We start from the raw sequence: 21,927 nt of genomic DNA, 5'->3' as shown, positions 1-21,927 counted from the left end.
ACTCGCTTGCGTACTCATTGCAAATGCAGGCTTAGCCGGATATTTGTGCTGATTAAAGCAAGTCCGCCTTTATCGTCTTAACCGATTTCCGCACTCCAATAAATTAAGCTGCATCCATTGGCTGTACTGTTGCTCCATCAGTCGTTCGGTTTGCACGTTCCAAACAAAGCTTTTTGTTCTCCAACTGCTACCGTCTATTAGATCGTGCCTGCACATTCGCTGATGAAAATGCCGAGGTTGTTTCCGGTCACTATCATGGTTGCCGACGGGAGCGTGCCGTTCAGATCGCCGGTTTTGTTTTCCAGCACTTCGATCTCGATGCTGGGCTTGGAGAATATCCCGTTTTTAAATTAGTTTATTGCATCAAGGAAATTCCCCAAATCCTGAAAATCACGGTTTTATTGAGCCGCTTTTTTTACCGCATCTTTTTTAGCTTTCTTTTCGGCTTTCATTTCAGCATAAGCTTTTTTCTGCTCAGGGGTAAATATTTTGTCGAGTTTATCGGCCGTCTGTTTTTTGATCTTCTGATCGGCCAGGTGACTTGTTTTTTTGTCTTGCTTTAACTTTTTCAGGCTATCAATACTTGTGGCCTGCGCCAGCAAAACCGCGTTTACTTTTTTAGTTTGATCAGCAGTAAGTTTCAAATGTTTTTCCAGATGCTCGGTTTTATTGCCTGCTTTTTGAGCCGGCGTTTTTTCAACTTTTTTTTGCGCGCTTGCAGTGAAGCTTAGTCCACCGGCCAGGGCCAGTATCATCAGTAATTTTTTCATGGTTCGTTATTTTTTCAGATAATTAATGCTATTGACAATATAGCTGGGTTTTAGTTTAAATAGCTAAATATTTAAGTTTGTTTTACAATTAAATTAAACCACGCCGTCTTTTTGTGGTCATATTATAGCATGTAAATTAAATTTTTTAATTAATAACCCGGATACTATGAAAAAGGCTGTTAAGTACTGGTGTGGCTTTGTTTTGTTGTTGTGTGTGTTTACCGTATTTACTGCCTTTTTGCCGGGCTATTCTGCCTACTCCGATTTAAAGTTTCCTTATAAAAAAGCCGGTTTAACTTCTGAACAGGCTGCCGCTCATTTACTAAGTCGTTTTACGTACGGTGCAACACCCGGCGAAGTAGAAGAAGTAGTTAAAGTGGGCCCGGAAAAGTGGTTCGCGGCTCAACTTGATGCCCAAATGCCTGATGATTCTTTAAATCAGCTTCTGGATAAATACGATGCGCTGAAGCTTAGCAATACCGAAGTTGTAGCGCAATATCCTAAAGGGGGGCAAGTTTTACGAATGGCCGTAAAGGATGGTGTGGTTAATAAAGATTCGGTAAAGACCGATAGAAAAGCCTATCGCGATCAGCTGCAAAACTATATGCAGCAAAATGGCTTGAAACCCGAGCAGGAGTTATTGCGCCAATTCATCAATCAAAAAATATTAAGGGCTGCTTACAGTAATAACCAACTACAGGAAGTGATGACCAGTTTCTGGTTTAACCATTTCAACGTGTCGGTTGTTAAAAATGATTGCTCGCAGTTTATTCCGGCGTATGAGCGTGATGTAATCAGGCCCAATGCTTTAGGGAAATTTAACGACCTGTTGCTGGCCACCGCCAAGTCGCCAGCCATGTTGTATTACCTGGATAATTTCAGTAGCTCGGGCAATAACGATAATATGCAGGCCGGTAATGGTCAGGTTCGCCGCCGCCTGGCATTGCAAATGCAAAATACCGATACAGCGCGTTTCGCCAATATGCCCAAGTTAAATAAGGCAAAAAAAGCCCAGGGACTTAATGAAAATTACGCCCGCGAGGTAATGGAACTGCATACTCTTGGGGTAGATGGCGGCTATACCCAGCAGGATGTAACCCAGGCAGCAAGAGTACTTACCGGTTGGTCGGTATACCCCATGGGAGCTTACGGAAACGCGGGACAAAAGTTGATGAACCGTATTGGTGACGACAAATTGCAAAGCCGGGGTTTTATACATGAGGGTGATTTTTTGTTTAACCCCAACAAGCATGATAATGGCGAAAAAACAGTATTGGGCCATCAGTTTGCTGCAGGTGGTGGCTATGATGAGGGCGTACAACTGCTTACCATGCTGGCACATCAGCAAGCTACAGCGAAATTTATCTCAAAAAAATTAGCTACCCGTTTTGTGAGCGATAACCCACCGCAAACGCTTATTGATAAAATGGCCCGTACCTTTATCAATAAAGATGGTGATATCAAACAGGTATTGATCACCATGGTTGATGCCCCCGAGTTTTGGAGCGCTGCGGCTGTGCGGGAAAAAACAAAATCGCCGTTTGAGTTGGCCATTGGTTCGGTGCGTGCACTGCATGCTGATGTTAATCAGCCTTACCAATTGTTTAACTGGATCAATAAAATGGGCGAAAAAATCTATTATTACCAGGCCCCTACAGGCTTCCCGGATAAAGGCCAGTACTGGATCAACACCGGCGCATGGCTTAATCGTATGAACTTTGGCCTGGCGCTGGCCTCAGGCAGGATTCCCGGGATAAAGGTTGATCTGGCTGCGCTCAATAATCATCACGAACCCGAAAGCGCCCAGGCGGCACTTACCATATATAGTAAATTGATATTGCCGGGGCGTCCGCTTGATGAAACCATCAAAAGGCTTACCCCAATGCTTAATGATCCAAAACTCATGGAAAAGGTTGACGAAGCCAGTGCCAAAACTCCTGCTGCAACTATGGCACAGGCAAGCAGCAACGAAATGATGGATCAACAGACAGGCTTGAAAGGCAAGCGAAAAAATAATTTTACGGCAATGCAAAGCACAGCGGGTAATAATTCCATGCTTGCACAGGTGGTTGGGGTTATCATTGGCTCGCCCGAATATCAAAGGCGTTAACAGCAGGAGGATTTAAAAATGGTATCAAGAAGAGGATTTTTAAAATCGGGCGGACTGGCCCTTTTAGGCGTAGGCTTGTTAGGTGGTATTCCCGGCTTTTTGGCTGAGGCTGCCGCAAGCGAAAAGATTTTCTCCCCCTATAAAAAGAAAAAAACGCTGGTGTGCATTTTCCAGCGTGGCGCTATGGATGGGCTGATGGCTGTTACTCCCTTTACCGACGATTATTTAAAAACAGCCCGGCCAAACCTGTTCATGTCGGCAGCAAAAAGTGGCACAGGTACTCCGCTAATTGATCTGGATGGCCGCTTTGGTTTGCACCCCGCCATGAAAGCATTTGAACCTATGTTTCGTGAGAAAAGATTAGGCATAGTGCATGGTATTGGTTCGCCTAATAATACCCGGTCGCATTTTGATGCCCAGGATTATATGGAATCAGGTACGCCGTTTAATAAAGGTACATCAAGCGGCTGGCTTAACAGGGCTGTAGGTTTGCTCGGTCATGACGCGCTTACACCATTTACCGCTGTAAGCATGACATCGGCCATGCCGCGTTCTTTTTATGGTGACAACCCATCGGTAGCCATCAGTAACCTACAGGATTTTGCCATCCAGATGCGTGGCAATCCTACCGGAGCTAATATGGCAGCTAAAAGTTTTGAAGATCTGTATGATCAAACCGCGTCCGACTTGTTAAAACAAACCGGAAAGGAAAGCTTTGAAGCCATGAAAATGCTTCAGAAAACCAATATTAAAAATTACACCCCTGCCAATGGTGCCGATTATCCAAACTCGGCATTGGGCAACTCATTAAAGCAAATTGCCCAACTCATTAAAATGGATGTAGGGCTGGAAGTAGCATTTGCTGAGTCCAACGGTTGGGATACTCACTTTAACCAGGGCACGGAGAACGGCATCTTCGCCCGTAACGTGTCCGATTTGAGCAATAGTATGATGGCTTTGTGGACAGACCTTGGTACCTATCAGGATGATGTTACCGTAATGACCATGACCGAATTTGGCCGTACCGTTCATCAAAACGGGACCGGTGGTACAGATCATGGCCGCGCCTCCTGTAATTTTATTTTAGGTAATGATGTAAACGGTGGCTTAGTTTACGGCGATGTAAAACCATTAGCTATCGAAAACCTTGAAGATGGCCGAGACCTTGCTGTAACTACCGATTTCAGAAGCGTGTTCAGCTCCGTAGCCGATAAGCACCTTGCTATAAATAATGATCACATTCTTTTCCCGGATTGGAAAGGGGATAGGGTGAATGTGATGAGAGGATAAAGTAATTCTTTAATTCTGCCGCGGGTTTAGCGATAGCGTAACCCGTGGTTAACCATAACTGAAGTTTCCAACTTCAGTGCCAAAATGAGGCTGACTGCAGCTCGCGTACTTGAGCATTTGCGGCAGCGGAGTTCACTCTTAAAGACTTACGAAGTTTTCAAAACTTCGTAAGTCTGCAACGAAAGGAAAAACAACTACATAATAGTATAGGTAAGTGTAGTATAATAAAAACCACCAATTGATGGGCCGCCTAAAAAGGAGTTGTAATATTTATTGGTGAGGTTGCTGGCGCCCAGTTTTACGTTAAGCTTTGTTTTCAGGAAATCATAATTAACCTGCGCGTCAAAAGTGCCGTAATGGTCAACGTTACCATTTACTAAAAAGGATTGCCAGTAATAGCCACTTTGCCATTTATAGGTTACATTAAACCCTAAGTTACCTGCCACACGGTTACCACCAAAAGAGAAATTAGTGATCCATTGCGGTGTATTGAAACCATCTTCAAGGGCATCCTCATTGGTTGTTCGCTGTAACTTGGCATAAGATGCATTGCCAGATAATTGCAAGTTGGCCGGTAAGTGATAGGTGAGCCCAACGCTGCCCCCAATATTGGTAACCTTACTTTGCGAATTGGTCCATACCCGGTAGCGGGCCTGTTTACTTTTATCATTCAGATAATAAGGAATCGAATCGGCCTTTTGGGTATTAGGTACGTTGATCTCTACCTGGGCAATAAAGTGATCATATTTATTGTAGTAAAAATCCGCGTCGGCACTCAGTTTTCCATCAAAAAATAATGCCTTGTAACCGGCCTCAAATGAGTTAATATGCTCAGGTTGCAAATAGGTGTAAGGGTTCTTTTTCAGCAAGCCCTTTTCTTTTTCGATGGCCGCGTTTGTTGAGATTCCCTGGTTGAAATCATTTTTTACAGCGGTTTGGAAAGCATCTATCGAAGTACGGAGGTACGAGTTTTCAAAAATGCCGTTTGATACCACGCGCAAGCCGCCAATACGTTTTACCCCGCCGCTGTTTACGTTAGAGAAAGCTTCGAAAATACTCGGGAACCGGTAGCCGCTTTGGAAAGATACCCGGATATTATGCTCAACAACCGGCGAAAATACCAATGTAAAACGAGGGTTTAGTTTTAGGTCAAAGTAATCATTCCTGTCGCCGCGCAGTGTGGCCGATAGTTTAAGTTTATTGTCCCAAAGCTCTTTTGATGCCTGTATAAAACCGCCGGTTTTGCTGTAATCCAAATTGCTGAATTCTTTGCCGGGCACATAGTTAATAAAGTAATTACCATCGGGGTGGATGATATAAGTACGGTGGTCAAATCCGGCAAGCAGATCTAACCCGGTTTGCTTGATAAAATCTTTGGAGATGGCTTTTGAAATATCCGCCTGCCCTTCTATATGAAACAGATCATCTTTAACGCGCAGGGCCGAGCCTACATCCCAGTTATTGATATCTGCAAGTTTGTTGAGGGTGGCATTAAAGGCGGGTGTTCCGGGTTGATATCGGCCTGCGTCGGCAAACTGGCGTGCCTGGTTCAGGGCTTGTTGCACATTGGCGCCTGCCGAAGTGGCATTGTTGAAACCTTTTGTAAAATCGGCATACCAGTCGTTATCGCTTTTAAAGTTGCGGTCCTGGTTTTCGCCTGCCGAGCGCAGATTGTATGATTTGCCCGTGTTTTCGATAGTGAGGTAAGTGCGTACCTGGAAAATATCATTCTTTAATTCCAGTGCATGTTGCTGTAAAGTGTAACCTTTTAGCCTGAAGCGGTTGGCGCGTTGGTAAATATTATCAAGATCGCCAAAACGGAAGGTGTAGGTAAGCTGTGTTTTTGCATTGAATTTATAGGCCAGCGCCGCATCCAGCTTCACATTGTGCAGGCCGTAGCTGGTAAGGTCTTTTTCGGCATATCCTGTACGGGCAACGGAATATTGTTTGCCGCCAAGGGTGATTGTTTTTCTGTCGGATGATTCATTGCCATAACCGTTAATGGGGTCATAAGCCGGGTTTTGTGGTCCGCCCGGGATACCGAGCTTTGCATTGGCTGCCGCGTTTTGATCAGTTGTGTTGTCGGCTATCCAGTCGTACCCAGTGGTATAAGTGCCATTGAGCTTAAAGGCAAATTTAGGCGAGAGTATCTGCGCTATCCTGAAACTTGTTTCTGAAAAGCCTTTTACCCCGGTTTCTTTATCGCCTACGTGGTTAATGCCCGTTTTTTGTTGAATGGTGATACCGGGCGAAGTAAAAGGATCTTTGGTGATAAAATTTGCAAGTCCGTTTATAGCGTTCAGAACATAAAGCGCCGATGCCGTACCGGGAATGATCTCTACGCTTTCAATGTCAAGATCACTTGGCCCCAGCGCGTTGCCGATAGGGGCGCCTAAATGGGGTGCCTGGTTGTCGACCCCATCAACCAACTGGGTAAAGCGAACGTTGGTGGTATTGGCAAAGCCGCGGGTGTTAATGATCCTGAAGCCAAGGCTGGGCGTGATAAGTTGAACGCCTTTCACGTTTTCCAGGGCATCAAAAAAAGAGGGTGCTGCCGAAAGCTTAAAGGCAGATGCCCTGATCTTTTCGATACTTACCGGCGAGCGTAAAATGCTTTCGCTGATGCGGGATGCGGATACAACTACTTCCTGCAGTTGCTTCTTTTTAATGGCTGTTGTATCAGCCTGAGTTTTCTTGAGCGTGTCTTGCGCTTTAACGGCTAAGCACGTGCCCGATAGGGACAAAATTAAAAGTAGTTTTTTGTTCATGTGGTTTTTTAGGTTGCGACCCTTAAAGTGAAATGTAAAAATAACGTTATGTTTTATAAAACATAACGATGGCGACGGAATTGGAATTTTCATAATTTATGCCGATGGTCAGGGTTTTGGCGTGTTAGTCGGTTTTATCCTTAAAACCTTACAGGGAATTTGCTTGCTTTGATACATATCGACTAAAAACTGAACCGATTTGTATAACAGCTGTTTATAGTTTGTATATAAATTTGTTTAAACCGATATACCTATGAAAAGATTTGCCTGGTTGTTCTGTTTTCTGTTGCCTGCTCTTGCCGTTTCGGCCCAACAAATCAAAGGGACTTACGCCATTAAAAATGAGCAAACCGGAATGCTGCTACGCGTTAAAGACGCGCAATCGGCAAATGGTACCCCGCTGGTGGCCTACTATCCCGAAAACTGGAAATGCATGACCTGGGATTTTCAGCATGTGGAGGGCAATACTTATAAACTGAAGAATCTGTTTACCAGCAAAACTTTTCAACCAGTGGCAGAAGCCAATGCAGGAGTAGCTTTGGAAGAACAACCACTTAATGCAGATAACGCTACCCAGCAATACGAGTTTGAGCCCATAGATAAAGATACCTTCCTGATCAAGCTGAAAGGCACCGACCTGTACCTTACCCCATCCGACAAAAAAGGCAGCGTCAATTCAAAGATCGTCCTCGCTAAAAAAACTAATACGAAAGATCAATACTGGGATATCTACCAGCAATCGCCTACCATGTAAAATAAAATTCCTGCTTATGAAATTAAGGACGGTTTGTGTTCTTGCCCTGTTGTTTTGCGCTTTGATGATAAGCGCTTTTATTAGTACAAAGAAAGCCGCCGATCCTGATACGGCAGTCAGTTTTAAAATAGATACCTTGGTAACCAATGTTATTGTTCCATGGCAAATTACGTTTTTGCCTGATGGCACTATGTTATTTACCGAGCGTGCCGGTAGGGTAAGAATTTACAGGAACAATAAACTGCTACCCAAGCCTGCGTTTACCGTTAACGATATTACGCTTGATAAAAAGACCGGCTTACTGGGTATGTGCCTGCACCCGGCGTTTGCACAAAACAAGTGGATCTACATTGCCAGCAACTATACCGAGGATAACCATATCAGGGTGCGCGTGGCCCGGTACGAATTCAGGAACGATTCGCTCATTAATCCTTTTACTATTATTAAGGGCATTCCGGGTAATCAAAATCATACCGGCTGCAGGTTATTGTTTGGCCCGGATAAAAAACTTTACATCACCACCGGTGATGCCGACCAGCCAGCCCTGGCGCAAGACCTGAAAGCCTATAATGGTAAAATACTCCGGGTAAATGACGACGGCAGTATCCCTGCCGATAATCCATTTGCTAAAAACGATACCGCACACAAAGAGATCTGGAGCTATGGGCATCGCAATCCTCAGGGCCTCGCATTTGAACCCGGTACGGGTGTTTTGTTCGATTCTGAACACGGGCCAACCGGCGGCGATGAGATCAATATCATTAAACCCGGGCAAAACTATGGTTGGCCGGTGATCCATCACCAGGATACCCGGGAAGGCATGATCTCGCCTTTGCTGGAATATACACCGTCCATCGGCCCTTCGGAAGCTGTGTTTTATAACGGGAATGCTTTTCCGGAACTTAAGGGAAATTTGCTGGTAGCGTGTTTGCGTGGCGAATCCATTTTGCGCATTACGCTGAACAATGATAGGCCGGTTGCGCAGGAAGCTTTACTGAAAAAACAATATGGCCGGATCCGCTCGCTGGTTGTCGGCCCTGATGGTTACCTGTATATATCGACCTCGCACTATGACCCGCCGGAAGGGAAAGGCGATCCGCCATATGACATGATATTGCGCTTAAGGCCATCTAACGAAAAAGTTAAACAGCAGGTGCAAAGTATTGCCATCAATAAAAAGACTGTGGTGAAAAAACAAACACCGGCTATTATGTTTCAACAGTTATGCGCTGCGTGCCACGGCGATCATTTACAGGGTACCGAAAAAACCAAAAGCCTGCTTGGCCGCAATTTTGCCCACGGAGCCGATAAGGCATCGATAGTTAAAAATATCACTAATGGCATAACTGAAAAAGGAATGCCTGCCTGGCGTGGCGCAATCAGTGCTGCTGATATTAATAAAATTGCTGATTACGTTTGGGCAACATCTAAACGGAAGAAATAAAAAAGGATTTAATGCTGCTTTAAATTATTGATTTTTAATGTTTTGAATGTTTTTTATATTCGGTTTGTAGTTTCTTTAAACCGCGCTTAGTTAAGAAAATCCTGGTTTATGAAAAGATCAGGCATTTTCCAGCACCGGCAGCTAAATAGTCAGTAATAGTATACCACTTTAAACCATCTGTCAAAAAACATGATTGATTTATCTTATCAGGGTAAATTTTAGAAGGATTTTTAACGACTGAGCCTCAATTAGGTACTTTTATAGTGTCGATAATAAGCTTTTGGTTTCGTATTCTTGCGGTATCTTAGAAAGTGTAAAGATATTATATCGATAACGTTTTGTTAAAAACGGCCCTACATCTTCAGTGTTTATTAATCACCATAATTGAAAAACGACATGAGTAAAATTACAGTAAAAGACGGAACCGAAATTTTTTACAAGGATTGGGGAACCGGTCAACCATTGGTTTTCCACCACGGCTGGCCTTTATCTGCCGATGATTGGGATGCCCAGATGTTTTTTTTCCTTGAGCAAGGCTACAGGGTTATAGCCCATGACCGCCGTGGTCACGGTCGCTCAAGCCAAACCGCAACCGGTAACGAAATGGACACTTACGCAGCCGATGTTGCTGAACTTGTTGAAGCACTTGACCTGAAAGATGCTATCCATATCGGTCACTCTACCGGAGGTGGTGAAGTTATTCACTATGCTGCCAAATATGGTAAAGGCCGTATCGCCAAAGCTGTGCTGATCAGCGCGGTTCCCCCGATTATGGTGCAAAACGAAAGTAACCCGGATGGTGTTCCGCTTGCTGTATTTGACGATATCCGTGAAAACACTGCCACCAACAGAAATCAATTTTACCAGGATATCACTTTCCCGTTTTATGGCTATAACCGTGAAGGTGCTAAAGTATCAAAAGGTATCCAGGATAACTGGTGGCGTCAGGGCATGATGGGCGGCATAAAAGCTCATTATGACTGTGTGAAGGCTTTTTCAGAAACAGATTTTAGAGAAGATCTCCAAAGTGTGGATATTCCGGTACTTGTTATGCATGGTGAGGACGACCAGATTGTTCCGTTTGCAAATTCGGCGCTGAAGTCAATCAAATTGCTGAAAAACGGCAAACTAATCTCTTATCCAGGTTTCCCGCATGGTATGCCTACAACTGAGGCTGCAACCATAAATAAAGATCTTTTGGCCTTTATCAAAGAATAATCCAAATCGGGCATTTATTTAAAGCGATGCAAATAAAAAGCGGTTGTCCCGAAAGAGACAACCGCTTTTTATTTGAGATTATTATACTGGAATTATAGAACTGGTTCCACCTTTAATTTATCCTGTGTTTTGGCTTTTATTATCTCCAATATAAGGGTATCCTCTACAATATTTGTTTCATCATTGTGCTCGTGAAAGTCGTCCATCTTTCGCACCCTGACCGAATCGCCCGCGCCGCGTGTGATTTTTTCCAGGTACTCTTCTTCCGACCGGCAGTAATAATGATTTATTAGGATCTTATCCACACTCACATCTGAAAACGCATCTATCACGGGCTTGAAATTCTCATTAACCGCGAATTTGTTATTCTTGTAATTAAAGTAATGCGGGTTATGGCAACTATCGGCAAACTTTGGCTGTATAATACATTTGGTGTGCCGGTTTTTATAAAAGTTTGTTTCCGACCGTAATATAAAGCTCTCCAGCTGTGGTTTGTTAGTCCGTTTTTTATGACCGCTTGAGCCATAAACAGCCCAGTTAATATTGATGCCACCATAATCTTTATAGTCTTCAAGAAAATCGGGCAGATTGTAAGGGTATATTTTAGGAACGATATACTCGTCTATATCTATAAATGCTATCCATTGCGCAGATTCACCATATCTTTTAACGCAATCGTTATAAGCATTCATTTGTTGGGCCTCGCCCTTTATTTTTCGAACGGTTGCATACTGTGCCAGGCCAAGCGCTTTTAAAGTAGTTTTAACAGGGACTTTACTTTCATTATCATACATGAAAAAATGTTCAACCCCTATCAATAAATGATATTTTATCCATTCTTCAAGATAAGCATTTTCATCCCTGATGATGGCGCAAATAGCGAGTTTGTAGTTCAGTTTGGGCTTTGAAAAATATTTTAACACGCGCATATGGTACAGGTTAGTTGGTGAATAAGGTTTGGTTAACCTTTTGCCTTACAGCAAATTCTTTTATCAGACATTGTGCTTCATTGCAAATCGCCTGGCAAAATTTATTTTGGATAAGCCTTTACGCTCCTTCGCCAGCGAAAACAAATCATCGTAATCGGCAAGCATTATCTGAAACAGCGGAAATGAATATTTATTACGTTTGGTTAATAAAGCCTGGTATAGTTTTTCGATATAATCTTTGTCGGCAGGCTTCAAATGGTGATATTCCCGGAAAACAGAAAGATGGGTGCACATCATTTCATAATGATAATTAGCTAACTGTCCCGGAGTTAAGGTGGCATTGTTTGTGACGGCATTGGCATGAAGCCGGTAATAGGTCAGCACCTGGTCAACGTAGGTTATTTTTTTGTAGTAAAAGGCAACAAACCCCATCCACCAATCATAAAAACCAATTTTTGGAAATGGCAAGGCATATTTTAGCAACTCTCTTGAAAACAGTACCGTATGGCCGGTAACAAAATTATTTAGTAACAGGGCCTTAAAGTTTCTGTGCGATAAGGAGAAATTATTAAGCAGGTAGCGATCTGTAAGCGAACCATCGGCACTCATGTACCTTGAGTTTGAACAGATTAGCCAGGAATTCTTAATATGATCGGCCAGTACCTGGATTTTATTGGGGAGCCAGATGTCATCCTGATCGCTGATAGAAATGTACTGCCCGGTAGTTAAAGCAATTGCTTTTTCAAAATTTTTGTTGAAGCCCAGGTTTACTTCATTTCTGAAGCATTTAATACGCGGATCCTGTTCCTGGTAACTTTTAATAATATCAAACGTGTTATCCGTCGAGCGGTCATCAACTATAATAATTTCTAAATTTTTATACGTTTGATTAACAATGCTCTCAAGCTGGTCACCAATGTATTTTTCGCCATTATATGTGCAAAGCGCAATTGATATGAGCGTGTTTTCCATCCAAATATTATAATTGACCGTCCAGTATTTTACTTAGCGCGGTTAAGCTTAGCCTTTATTTCTTCAAAAGTTTTAATTACCCGCCTGAACAGCCTCGTATTAAATATCGCGTTTTTAAGAGGCGAGCCCGAAAGGTAGAAACTTGCAATAGTAGTATTAACGTATCTGCTCCTTAAAAAATGTGTGTATTTACTTTTTACTACTTTAAATGAGCGTTTGAAGGTTGCATCTACATTACCCAGGCTTTTGTGCAGCAATAAAAAATCAATCACGTAGCATGTATACCCCCTAAACTCGGCCCCCATACAAATATCAAGACCATAAAAATGAAATCCCCCAATGTCTGAAGACAATGAAAGATTAGCGCTTTTTTTAATTACGATAAAATTTTCATCAACGCTACATACCTTTTGCGGCAAGTCGCCTTTAATGTCAATTTTTCCGTTGGGGTAGGCTATCTTAAAAACATTCCGTTTATACAACCTGTCAACTGCACCTGCATTCCCCAATACAGCCCATTTAGGGTCAAACTCGGTCATTTCGGCAATACGCTGATCCAATAGCTGTTTGCTTTCTTTATTGATCAGCAATATATCCTGATGGCACACAATAATATACTCGCCTTGTGCATCTTGAAGGAACAGGTTTATGCCATCATATGCATCTGCCGTATTTCCTTCACTGTTATTGATCATCAGGTACTCGCAGATATCAGTATCGAAGCCAGCCTCAATAAATGAATCTAACATTTCAGCATATTCTTCGTGCCGGGTAACCAGTGTGCAAATAGTGTACCTGAACTTATAAGCTGATGGCCGGATGTTTTTTACAAAAGTAGACAGTATGGTTATAGCCATTGTTGATGGAAAAATATATCGCCTGGTTATTACTTAGGCAGCAATGTCCTGTTTTTGAAGCAGGAAACTATAAATACTGATTTAGTGGGACTGGCAGTTGTTTGTAGCACAAATATATTGTTGAGTATAAATCAATAAACCTCAAAGATACAAAAACCATACGATAGTATTATACGGCCGGCTTGTGATGTTATTAGTTTTTGTATCTGATAGTGCCTGTCTGTCTGCTGGTTACGATAGGCTGATGATTTGCGGAATAAAAATGCGGCATCAATATTGCGCAGTTACCCTTTACGGATATATCGTATAGGTTAACATTCAAATGTTAAATATGTTAAAAAAAGAATGTGCTGTAATTATTCGTTAAAAGTTTACGTTAATACAATGTAATGAACAAAAGTTTACTACCTATGACAGATAACGCTCTTGTTTCTATTGTCCTTTGCACATACAACGGAGAACAATACCTGCGTCAGCAATTAGACACGTTGATTACACAAACCTATCAAAACATCGAAATTATTGCGGTTGACGATTGTTCATCAGACAGTACCTATGATATTTTGCAGGAATATGCAGCATTATATCCCCGGTTTCATGTTTATAGAAATGCCCGTAATGTTGGCTTTGCAAAAAACTTTGAAATAGCTTTTGGTTATTCAAAAGGGAAACTCATAGCTTTTTGTGATCAGGACGATTTGTGGCACCCCGAAAAAATTGAATTGCAGGTGAAAGCAATCGGCGACAATCAGCTGATCTATCACGATTCGGAGTTTATTGATGAAAACGGGCAGCGGTTTTCTTACTATAATTCAGATGTTGTTAATGAAGAGGGTAGTCATTACAACTATAAAATGTCTGATGTTTATAATTTCTATAAAGGGGATGATCCGGAAGTTTTCCTGCTTGAAAATTGCGTTTCGGGACACGCTATCATGGCACAGCGTGATTTACTAAACCATGCGTTGCCTTTTAATAAAGATCTGTATCACGACTGGTGGTTAAGTTACGTTGCTTTAAATATTGGAACCATTGATTTTATTCCGAAGTGCCTGGTTAAGTATCGCCGCCATGCCGAAAGCAGTACGGTAAAAGAGAAAAAGGAGGAGACAAAAGGCCTGAAACTAAAGCAGGACATTAGGTGGATTGCTCATTGCTTAAAATTTAAAGAAAACAAGAACCCTCAATTTGTAAAACAGCTATATAACCTTTACTGTGGCTATACCAGCCATTTTTTGTCGCTACGCCTGTGGTGGCTGCTAAAGAAGAATGCAAATAAACTATACTACCTCACCAAGCGGAGCCAGGTATCACAACAGCGCGATGTTAACCGCTTTATCTGGGGTGTAAAGGCGCGTGATTTTTGGTACAAGAACATCAAAAAGAAGCCCGAAAAAGTATTTAATATTTAAGTGTCATGTTTTTACAGTGCCCGGCTTGCTATTGAAATGTTTATTATTTTTGGATAATGCATCCGGAATTTGAAACATATCTTAGAGTGGGAAACATGGCTGAAGAGGCCATTCGCCGGATCAGCGACCTGGCAGTGCAACACACATTACGCCGCAACGAGGTCCTTTTTAGTGTCGGTGAAATATGCAGGCATAAGGTTTTTGTTGTAAGCGGAATGTTGTATACTTTCAATATTTCTGCCGATGGTAATCAACATATTCTGCAGTTCTCGCCCGGAAATAGCTGGACACTGGATGTTGAAAGTTACGACAAACAAATACCTTCGGCTGTGAGTATAGGAGCGGCTGAGCCAACCACAATACTCTGTTGGCAGAAAAATGATTTTGAAATGCTGCGGGCGGAGATTCCACAACTTAAACAATTTGCTGAAGAACTTATAGCTCGTAATACTCATTATAGCCGGAAGCGCATACTGCTTTCATTAAGTGCTACGCCCGAAGAAAGGTATGACGATTTTGTGCAGACTTTTCCGGAGTACCTGTCCCGTTTACCTCTCCGCATGATTGCCGCTTATCTTGGTATTTCCATAAAAACACTTACACGTATCAGGCACGCGCAGTTACAGCGCTAATTGTAATTATGGTCACATGACCATCTTTGGCAGGATTTTATTGAAGAGTTTTGTATCAAATAAAATCATTGAATATGCGTGTATTTGTAACCGGAGCCTCGGGATTTGTAGGCTCAGCAATAGTAAAAGAACTTTTGGCGGCAGGTCACCAGGTACTTGGCCTTGTCCGTTCAGATAAGGGGGCCGAACAGGTAACAGCAACAGGAGCTGAAGCATACCTTGGCGATATAAATGACCTTGAATTTATTCAGAAAGGCGCCGCGGCCTGCGATGCCGTGATCCATACGGCTTTTAATCACGATTTTTCCAGGTTTAAAGACAATTGCGAAGATGATCGCAAAGTAATCGCCGCGTTAGGCGAGTCTTTGGCCGGGACAGATAGGCCTCTGGTTGTTACATCAGGGGTAGGGCTTTTAAATTACGGTCGCCTGGTAACCGAAGATGACGTGCCTCCTGCTACATCAAATGTTAATCCGCGCGTAGCTACAGAAGAAGCTACTAAAGCCGTTGCCGAAAAAGGTGTTAAAGCTTATTTGGTACGCCTGCCACCAAGCGTGCATGGCGAAGGAGATCATGGCTTTGTGCCGATGATTATTAACATGACGAAAGAAAAAGGCGAATCGGCCTATATTGGCGATGGCAATAATTTTTGGCCGGCTGTTCATCGTTCAGACGCGGCGGTTTTATATCGATTGATAGTAGAAAAACAGCCCGAACTTCGTGTGTTCCATGCAGTTGATGAACAAGGTGTTGCCTTCAGGGAAATTGCCGAAGCGATTGGCAATGGTTTGAATTTGCCTGTGCTCAGTAAATCGGGCGATGAGGCAGCTGCTCATTTTGGTTGGTTCCTGCATTTCGCATCTATGAATTGCCCTTCATCCAGCGAAAAAACTCGCGCAACTTTAGGTTGGCAACCCAAAGCAACCGGCTTGATCTTTGATATTAAAAATGCCGGTTATTTGAAATAGGATCCTATTCTTAGCTGTATTAACAAAGCCATTTTGCAAACGCAAAGTGGCTTTGTTGCATTTTAGCCAATTCATAAAAAAACTGTCATTCTGAGTAAGAGAAAATCGGGATCTGTAAAGGTGATATGACACCAGGTGTGGAGGGACTGTCATCCTGAGCCCGTCGAAGGACGCGCGCAGAGGCCCCACCCACTATGCTTCGACTGGCTCAGCATGACACCCATTTCAATTATGTCATTCTGAGCGAAAACGAGGTATAACAAATTGGAAAACGTGTTTTTCGTCAGCAGGTAAGCTTCGGGTGAAATCGGGTAGAACAATGCTGGGCTGTGCGGTTGCAGGGCATAGCAAGTTTTTGCAGAAGGTGTGGCAATGTGTGGGCGAAGCGAGGCAAAATAATTGCAGCCGTGGTTCTGCCTGATTTGCAGGGCAAAGGCAGGCCGGGACAATGGTCGAGGCTGAGCGAAAAGAAGCCTCCCTGCTGACTTGATTTTTTGGTTACTTTTTTATCAAGAAAAAAGTGACTGGCCCCGCGCGGCCAAGAGCGCGACAATGTAAGTTATAACTGCAAAGCCCGTCACTTACGTATTGGACGTTTAACGCAGAAGGCACTAATGAATAAAATAAAATTTGCAATTATATAAGCACTTATATAAATTGCATCATGAATTTATATCAAAGTTTGGGCTACCTGGTTTTGGGCAGTCGCTTAAGGCGATTGAGCGAAGCTTTTTTGGCCGAAATAAACAAGGCTTACCAAAACGCCGGGATTGATTTTGATGCCAGTTGGTTCCCTGTATTTTACCTGTTATCAAAAAATGATGCTTTATCCATCAAAGAATTAAGCGAACAGATAGAGGTGTCGCATCCGGCTGCCAGCCAGCTCATCACCAACTTAAAAAAACGTAACCTGGTTACCAGCGATACCTGCAGCGATGATGGTCGCCGCCAGTTGGTTACACTTACAGAAAGTGGTCGTGAATTGTTAGTGCAGATCATGCCTGTTTGGGATGCCATCAGCGAAGCCATGACGCAACTGGTTGAAAGCGATGAAACCGCCCAACAATTATTACCTGCTGTAACCGCTCTTGAAAAAACTTTCCGCCAAACTAAACTGGCCGATAATATCATTGAAAAACTAAATACCAATTTAAAACCCGCCGGCAATGACTAATACATTTAATTACGGCACCGATCATTTAACTATTGGCACTTGTCTTGACATCGCATCGGGCAAAGCCAAAGGTATCATCAATAATGAGGCTGCCGAGATGATCAAAAACTCCTGGCAGGAGGTGGAGAAGATAGTACACAGCCACCACCCGGTTTACGGTATCAATACAGGTTTCGGCCCGCTGTGCGATACCCGGATCTCGGAGGAAGACACCAGTTTGCTGCAAAGCAATATCCTTAAAAGTCACAGCGTAGGCGTGGGAAAACCCATCCCGCAGGAAATTGCCAAATTGATGATGATCACCAAGGTGCATGCGTTGGCGCAGGGCTATTCGGGCATTGCGTTAAGTACGCTTGAACGCATCATCTGGCATATTGATAATGATATTATCCCCGTAGTACCTGAAAAGGGTTCGGTGGGTGCATCGGGTGATCTTGCACCGTTATCACACCTGTTTTTACCGCTGATTGGCTTGGGTTATGTATTTGAGAATGGCGAAAAGATAGCTGCCGGAGAGGTTTTAAATAAACATGATTTAAAACCATTATCACTCGGCCCTAAAGAAGGTTTGGCTTTGATCAACGGGACGCAATTCATCCTTTCATTCGCTATAAAAGCAGTGCAGCGATTGGATGATGCACTTAACCGTGCCGACCTGATTGGCGCCATGTCGTTAGAAGGATTGATGGGCTCTATCCGTCCTTTTGATGAGCGGCTGCACCAGATCCGCCCGTTTAAAGGCACGCGTATGGTAGCGCACCGCTTATTTACCCTATTGGATGGTTCGGAAATTAACTCATCGCACATTAACTGCGATAGAGTGCAGGACCCATACTCGCTCCGCTGTATGCCGCAGGTACATGGCGCATCGCGCAACGCCTGGCTGCATTTAAAGGAGCTTACTGAAGTCGAGCTTAATTCGGTTACTGATAACCCTGTTATTTTTAATGCCGATGATACCATCAGCGGAGGCAATTTTCACGGGCAGCCTTTGGCTTTGCCGCTTGATTATGCCACCACTGCGGCCGCCGAAATTGGGAACATTGCCGACAGGCGTTGCTATCTCATGAGTGAAGGGCGGTATGGTTTGCCAAAACTGCTTACACATGATGCCGGACTTAATTCTGGCTTGATGATCCCGCAGTATACTACGGCGGCCCTCGTGACTGAAAATAAAACCCTGTGTTTCCCGGCAAGTGCCGATAGTGTGCCTACTTCATTAGGGCAGGAAGACCATGTATCCATGGGATCCATCAGTGGGCGCAAACTGCACCAGGTAATTGATAATATCGAATATATTCAGGCCATTGAACTGCTTTACGCGGCCCAGGCCATGGATTTCCGGCGACCGTTAAAATCAACTCCGGTTATTGAAGCCTGCCATAACCTGGTGAGGCAGCATGTAGATTTTATACAGGACGACCGTGTTTTTGCTGATGATATCAACAGCCTTTACCAACTCATCACCGATGGCTCCTTGCTGAAAACAGCTAATGATGCCGCTATTGCTCACCAAATAGATTTAAGTCATGACGAGTTCGGAATTTATTAACGCCTACGCCAGGCACCCGGTGTACAAAGCGCCGCGTGGCATGCAGCTTCATGCCAAAAGCTGGCAAACCGAAGCACCGCTACGGATGCTGCTGAATAACCTTGACGGCCAGGTTGCCGAAAACCCCGACGAACTGGTGGTTTATGGAGGGATAGGCCAGGCTGCCCGCAATCCGGAGGCACTGCGCAAGATAATTGAACTGCTGCTGGAATTGGATGAATATCACTCACTGCTCATTCAATCGGGTAAGCCGGTTGGGATTATCCGAAGCCACCCGGAGGCGCCGCGTGTTTTAATAGCCAACAGTAACTTGGTACCTGCCTGGGCTAATTGGGAACATTTTAATGAGCTTCGTGAAAAAGGCCTGATGATGTACGGGCAAATGACGGCAGGCAGCTGGATCTATATAGGTACTCAAGGCATTTTACAAGGCACCTATGAAACTTTTGTAGAGTGCGGCAACCAACATTTTAATGGCGATTTGGCTGGTAAGCTCATTGTAAGCGCTGGTTTAGGTGGTATGGGCGGAGCTCAGCCATTGGCCGCAACCATGGCCGGTGCCGTGTTTTTAGGTGCCGATGTGGATGCATCAAGGATTCAAAAAAGGGTTGATACCAAATATATCGACCGGATGACGGAATCGTATGATGAAGCTATCCAGTGGGTAAAAGAAGCTATCTCCAAAAAAGAAACGCTTTCTGTCGGCCTGGTGATTGATGCAGGTGATCTGCTCGAAAAGCTGTTGAAAGATAATCTTATCCCGGATATACTTACCGATCAAACTTCGGCACATGATCCTTTAAATGGTTATGTACCTAATGATCTGTCATTAAATGAGGCGGTTGCTTTGAGAAAAGATGATGCGGTGGAGTATAAGCGACGATCATTGAAAAGCATGGCCAGGCATGTAGGCTTAATGCTGGAGCTGCAAAAACAAGGCGCCGTAACTTTTGATTATGGCAACAACCTCCGCGAGTTTGCCCGGCAGGGTGGCGAAGCTGATGCTTTTAACTTCCCGGGTTTTACGCCAGCCTATATCCGTCCGCTGTTTTGTGAAGGCAAAGGCCCGTTCAGGTGGGTGGCCTTATCCGGCGATCCGGAGGATATTTATACAACCGATCAGGCGTTGATTGAAGCTTTTCCGGAGAATAAACCATTAATTACCTGGCTTAAAAAGGCGCGTGAAAAGATAGCGTTCCAGGGTTTGCCTGCCCGCATTTGCTGGCTGGGAATGGGCGAGCGTGAAAAAGCCGGACTGATATTTAATGAACTGGTACGCACAGGTAAAGTAAAAGGTCCGATAGTAATCGGTCGCGATCATTTGGATTGCGGTTCGGTAGCTTCACCTAACCGTGAAACCGAGGCTATGCTTGACGGCTCGGATGCGGTTTCTGATTGGCCCTTGCTTAACCTGATGGCCAATGCCTCAGGCGGCGCAACCTGGATCTCGTTCCATCATGGTGGTGGTGTAGGCATGGGCTATTCCCAACACGCCGGCATGGTAGTACTGGCCGATGGCACCGACCGTGCGACAACTTGTTTGAAGCGGGTGCTGCATAATGATCCGGCCATGGGTATTTTCAGGCATACCGATGCGGGCTATGATAAAGCTGCCGAATGGGCGGATAAGTTTGGGTTAAAGGTTTGGTAAAACGTGAAATATAAAAACGTCATTGCGAGATACGAAGCAATCTCCAACTGTACAGAGAGGTTTGCATAGCTGCTCTGCTTATAGGAGATTGCTTCGTACCTCGCAATGACGGTTCAGGAAAGGAACTCATGAAAAAACTAATTGGTCCGTTTACGCAAATATTGCCTTTAACGGGGTTGCCTTTTAAGGGGGCGGTGAATGATGAGCACTTACAAATCATTGCCAATGGCGGTGTGTTAACTGAAGATGGCGTTATCATTGCTGTTGATGATTTTGAAAAGCTCCGCAGAAATTATCCATCGGCACAAATTGAAGAAATTGCCGGCGATCATGTATTACTGCCTGGCTTTGTCGACTGTCATACGCATATCTGTTTTGCAGGGAGCAGAGCTAAGGATTATGCCATGCGTAACTCAGGAAAAAGCTATCTGGAAATTGCGGCATCTGGTGGCGGCATTTGGGATTCCGTTACACAAACCCGTGCGGCTACCGAAGCAGAGCTAACTCACTTGTTAGTACAACGTATCAACAGGCATTTATCGGAAGGAGTAACCACTATTGAAATTAAAAGCGGTTATGGCTTGTCGGTAGCGGAAGAGCTAAAACAGCTTAAAGCCATTCATCAGGCGGCTAATAAAGCGCATGCTTATATCGTACCCACCTGTCTTGCGGCTCATATCAAGCCGAACGATTTTAACGGGGATGAAAGCGAATATCTTAAGTATTTGTTAAATGATCTGTTGCCAAAAATAAAACAGCATGATTTGGCCGGCCGCGTGGATATTTTTATCGAACAAAAAGCTTTTAATGCCAGTGATGCTTTGTTTTATCTGAGCAAGGCCAAACAGATGGGTTTTGAAGCGACAGTTCATGCCGATCAGTTTTCAACCGGAGGCAGCGAAGTGGCCGTTAAGGCAAGGGCCGCTTCTGCCGATCATTTGGAAGCCAGCGGCGATTATGAGATAAAATTATTGGCCAATTCAGATACCGTTGCAGTAACTTTACCCGGTGCTTCGTTGGGCTTGGGAATGAATTATGCGCCGGCCCGAAAGTTACTTGATGCCGGGGCTTGCCTTGCTATTGCCAGTGATTGGAACCCCGGTTCTGCGCCAATGGGCGATTTACTGATGCAAGCCTCGGTAATGGCAGCAACCGAAAAACTAAGCACTGCAGAAGTTTTTGCAGGCTTAACCTATCGGGCAGCACAGGCATTGAAGCTGAATGATCGTGGTATATTAACAAAGGGCAAGCTTGCAGATATGCAGGCCTATCCATGTAACGATTACCGCGAAATACTATATCACCAGGGAAAACTTAAACCGGCCCATGTTTGGACGGGCGACCGTTGATTCGAATGATTTTTATGATTCCGCTGATTATTTATAAATAAAAACTAACCTCTGATCTCTAACCTCCAATCTCTCCA

17 protein-coding genes are annotated in these 21,927 nt (G+C 43.9%); 12 read left to right on the top strand and 5 right to left on the bottom strand.

Annotated elements, in window-relative coordinates; all coding sequences use genetic code 11:
- Positions 1-398 precede the first annotated feature (398 nt).
- A complete protein-coding gene (locus DUL71_RS17150) occupies positions 399-770 on the bottom strand; it encodes a hypothetical protein (protein WP_114939275.1) in 372 nt (123 codons plus the stop codon).
- Between the two features lie 166 nt (positions 771-936).
- On the opposite strand from DUL71_RS17150, the gene DUL71_RS17145 reads away from it, so the two are divergent.
- Both DUL71_RS17145 and DUL71_RS17140 read left to right on the top strand, forming a co-directional pair.
- The gene (locus tag DUL71_RS17145) at positions 937-2,880 is read left to right on the top strand and encodes a DUF1800 domain-containing protein (RefSeq protein ID WP_114939274.1); all 1,944 of its coding nucleotides are present in this window, start codon (positions 937-939) and stop codon (positions 2,878-2,880) included.
- Positions 2,881-2,898: 18 nt separating this feature from the next.
- A complete protein-coding gene (locus DUL71_RS17140) occupies positions 2,899-4,170 on the top strand; it encodes a DUF1501 domain-containing protein (protein WP_114939273.1) in 1,272 nt (423 codons plus the stop codon).
- A 194-nt stretch (positions 4,171-4,364) separates the two neighbouring features.
- Here the strand turns inward: DUL71_RS17140 and DUL71_RS17135 are convergent, their stop codons facing one another.
- On the bottom strand, positions 4,365-6,938 hold the full coding sequence (locus DUL71_RS17135; RefSeq protein WP_114939272.1) for a TonB-dependent receptor: 2,574 nt from the start codon (positions 6,936-6,938) through the stop codon (positions 4,365-4,367).
- Positions 6,939-7,191: 253 nt separating this feature from the next.
- Between DUL71_RS17135 and DUL71_RS17130 the strand changes: the two genes are divergently transcribed.
- The 3 genes from DUL71_RS17130 (at position 7,192) to DUL71_RS17120 (ending at position 10,354) form a co-directional block, all read left to right on the top strand.
- A complete protein-coding gene (locus DUL71_RS17130; RefSeq protein ID WP_114939271.1) occupies positions 7,192-7,692 on the top strand; it encodes an RICIN domain-containing protein in 501 nt (166 codons plus the stop codon).
- A 16-nt stretch (positions 7,693-7,708) separates the two neighbouring features.
- Entirely contained in the window at positions 7,709-9,136 is a 1,428-nt protein-coding gene (locus DUL71_RS17125) for a PQQ-dependent sugar dehydrogenase (protein WP_114939270.1), read from the top strand.
- 396 nt (positions 9,137-9,532) lie between these two features.
- Entirely contained in the window at positions 9,533-10,354 is an 822-nt protein-coding gene (locus DUL71_RS17120; protein WP_112575740.1) for an alpha/beta fold hydrolase, read from the top strand.
- 92 nt (positions 10,355-10,446) lie between these two features.
- On the opposite strand, the gene DUL71_RS17115 is transcribed toward DUL71_RS17120, so the two are convergent.
- The 3 genes from DUL71_RS17115 to DUL71_RS17105 form a co-directional block, all read right to left on the bottom strand.
- Positions 10,447-11,283 carry a glycosyltransferase family 92 protein gene (locus DUL71_RS17115; protein WP_114939269.1) on the bottom strand — a complete coding sequence of 279 codons (837 nt, stop codon included), beginning with the start codon at positions 11,281-11,283 and terminating at the stop codon, positions 10,447-10,449.
- Positions 11,284-11,346: 63 nt separating this feature from the next.
- Positions 11,347-12,255, bottom strand: coding sequence for a glycosyltransferase family 2 protein (locus tag DUL71_RS17110; RefSeq protein WP_114939268.1), 909 nt, complete (start codon positions 12,253-12,255; stop codon positions 11,347-11,349).
- Between the two features lie 29 nt (positions 12,256-12,284).
- Positions 12,285-13,112 (bottom strand): acyl esterase, encoded by an 828-nt coding sequence (locus DUL71_RS17105; protein ID WP_114939267.1) that lies wholly within the window; start codon positions 13,110-13,112, stop codon positions 12,285-12,287.
- Between the two features lie 410 nt (positions 13,113-13,522).
- On the opposite strand from DUL71_RS17105, the gene DUL71_RS17100 reads away from it, so the two are divergent.
- The 7 genes from DUL71_RS17100 (at position 13,523) to hutI (ending at position 21,850) form a co-directional block, all read left to right on the top strand.
- Complete coding sequence (locus DUL71_RS17100; protein WP_114939266.1) at positions 13,523-14,524, top strand: glycosyltransferase; 1,002 nt, start codon at positions 13,523-13,525, stop codon at positions 14,522-14,524.
- Positions 14,525-14,619: 95 nt separating this feature from the next.
- Positions 14,620-15,156: a Crp/Fnr family transcriptional regulator gene (locus DUL71_RS17095; protein WP_244228785.1), complete on the top strand. Its 537-nt coding sequence runs from the start codon at positions 14,620-14,622 to the stop codon at positions 15,154-15,156.
- Positions 15,157-15,230: 74 nt separating this feature from the next.
- Entirely contained in the window at positions 15,231-16,124 is an 894-nt protein-coding gene (locus tag DUL71_RS17090; RefSeq protein ID WP_114939264.1) for an SDR family oxidoreductase, read from the top strand.
- 664 nt (positions 16,125-16,788) lie between these two features.
- Positions 16,789-17,298: a MarR family winged helix-turn-helix transcriptional regulator gene (locus DUL71_RS17085; protein ID WP_114939263.1), complete on the top strand. Its 510-nt coding sequence runs from the start codon at positions 16,789-16,791 to the stop codon at positions 17,296-17,298.
- On the top strand, positions 17,291-18,850 hold the full coding sequence (gene hutH / locus DUL71_RS17080; protein WP_114939262.1) for a histidine ammonia-lyase: 1,560 nt from the start codon (positions 17,291-17,293) through the stop codon (positions 18,848-18,850). Before DUL71_RS17085 ends, hutH begins: the two co-directional genes overlap by 8 nt.
- Positions 18,828-20,501, top strand: coding sequence for a urocanate hydratase (gene hutU, locus DUL71_RS17075; RefSeq protein WP_114939261.1), 1,674 nt, complete (start codon positions 18,828-18,830; stop codon positions 20,499-20,501). Before hutH ends, hutU begins: the two co-directional genes overlap by 23 nt.
- Before the next feature lie 128 nt (positions 20,502-20,629).
- Positions 20,630-21,850: an imidazolonepropionase gene (gene hutI / locus DUL71_RS17070; protein WP_114939260.1), complete on the top strand. Its 1,221-nt coding sequence runs from the start codon at positions 20,630-20,632 to the stop codon at positions 21,848-21,850.
- Positions 21,851-21,927: the final 77 nt, after the last annotated feature.

The organism is Mucilaginibacter endophyticus (assembly GCF_003351025.1).
GTDB classification, from domain to species: Bacteria; Bacteroidota; Bacteroidia; order Sphingobacteriales; family Sphingobacteriaceae; genus Mucilaginibacter; species Mucilaginibacter endophyticus.
This window is presented reverse-complemented; position numbering and strand designations above follow the sequence as displayed.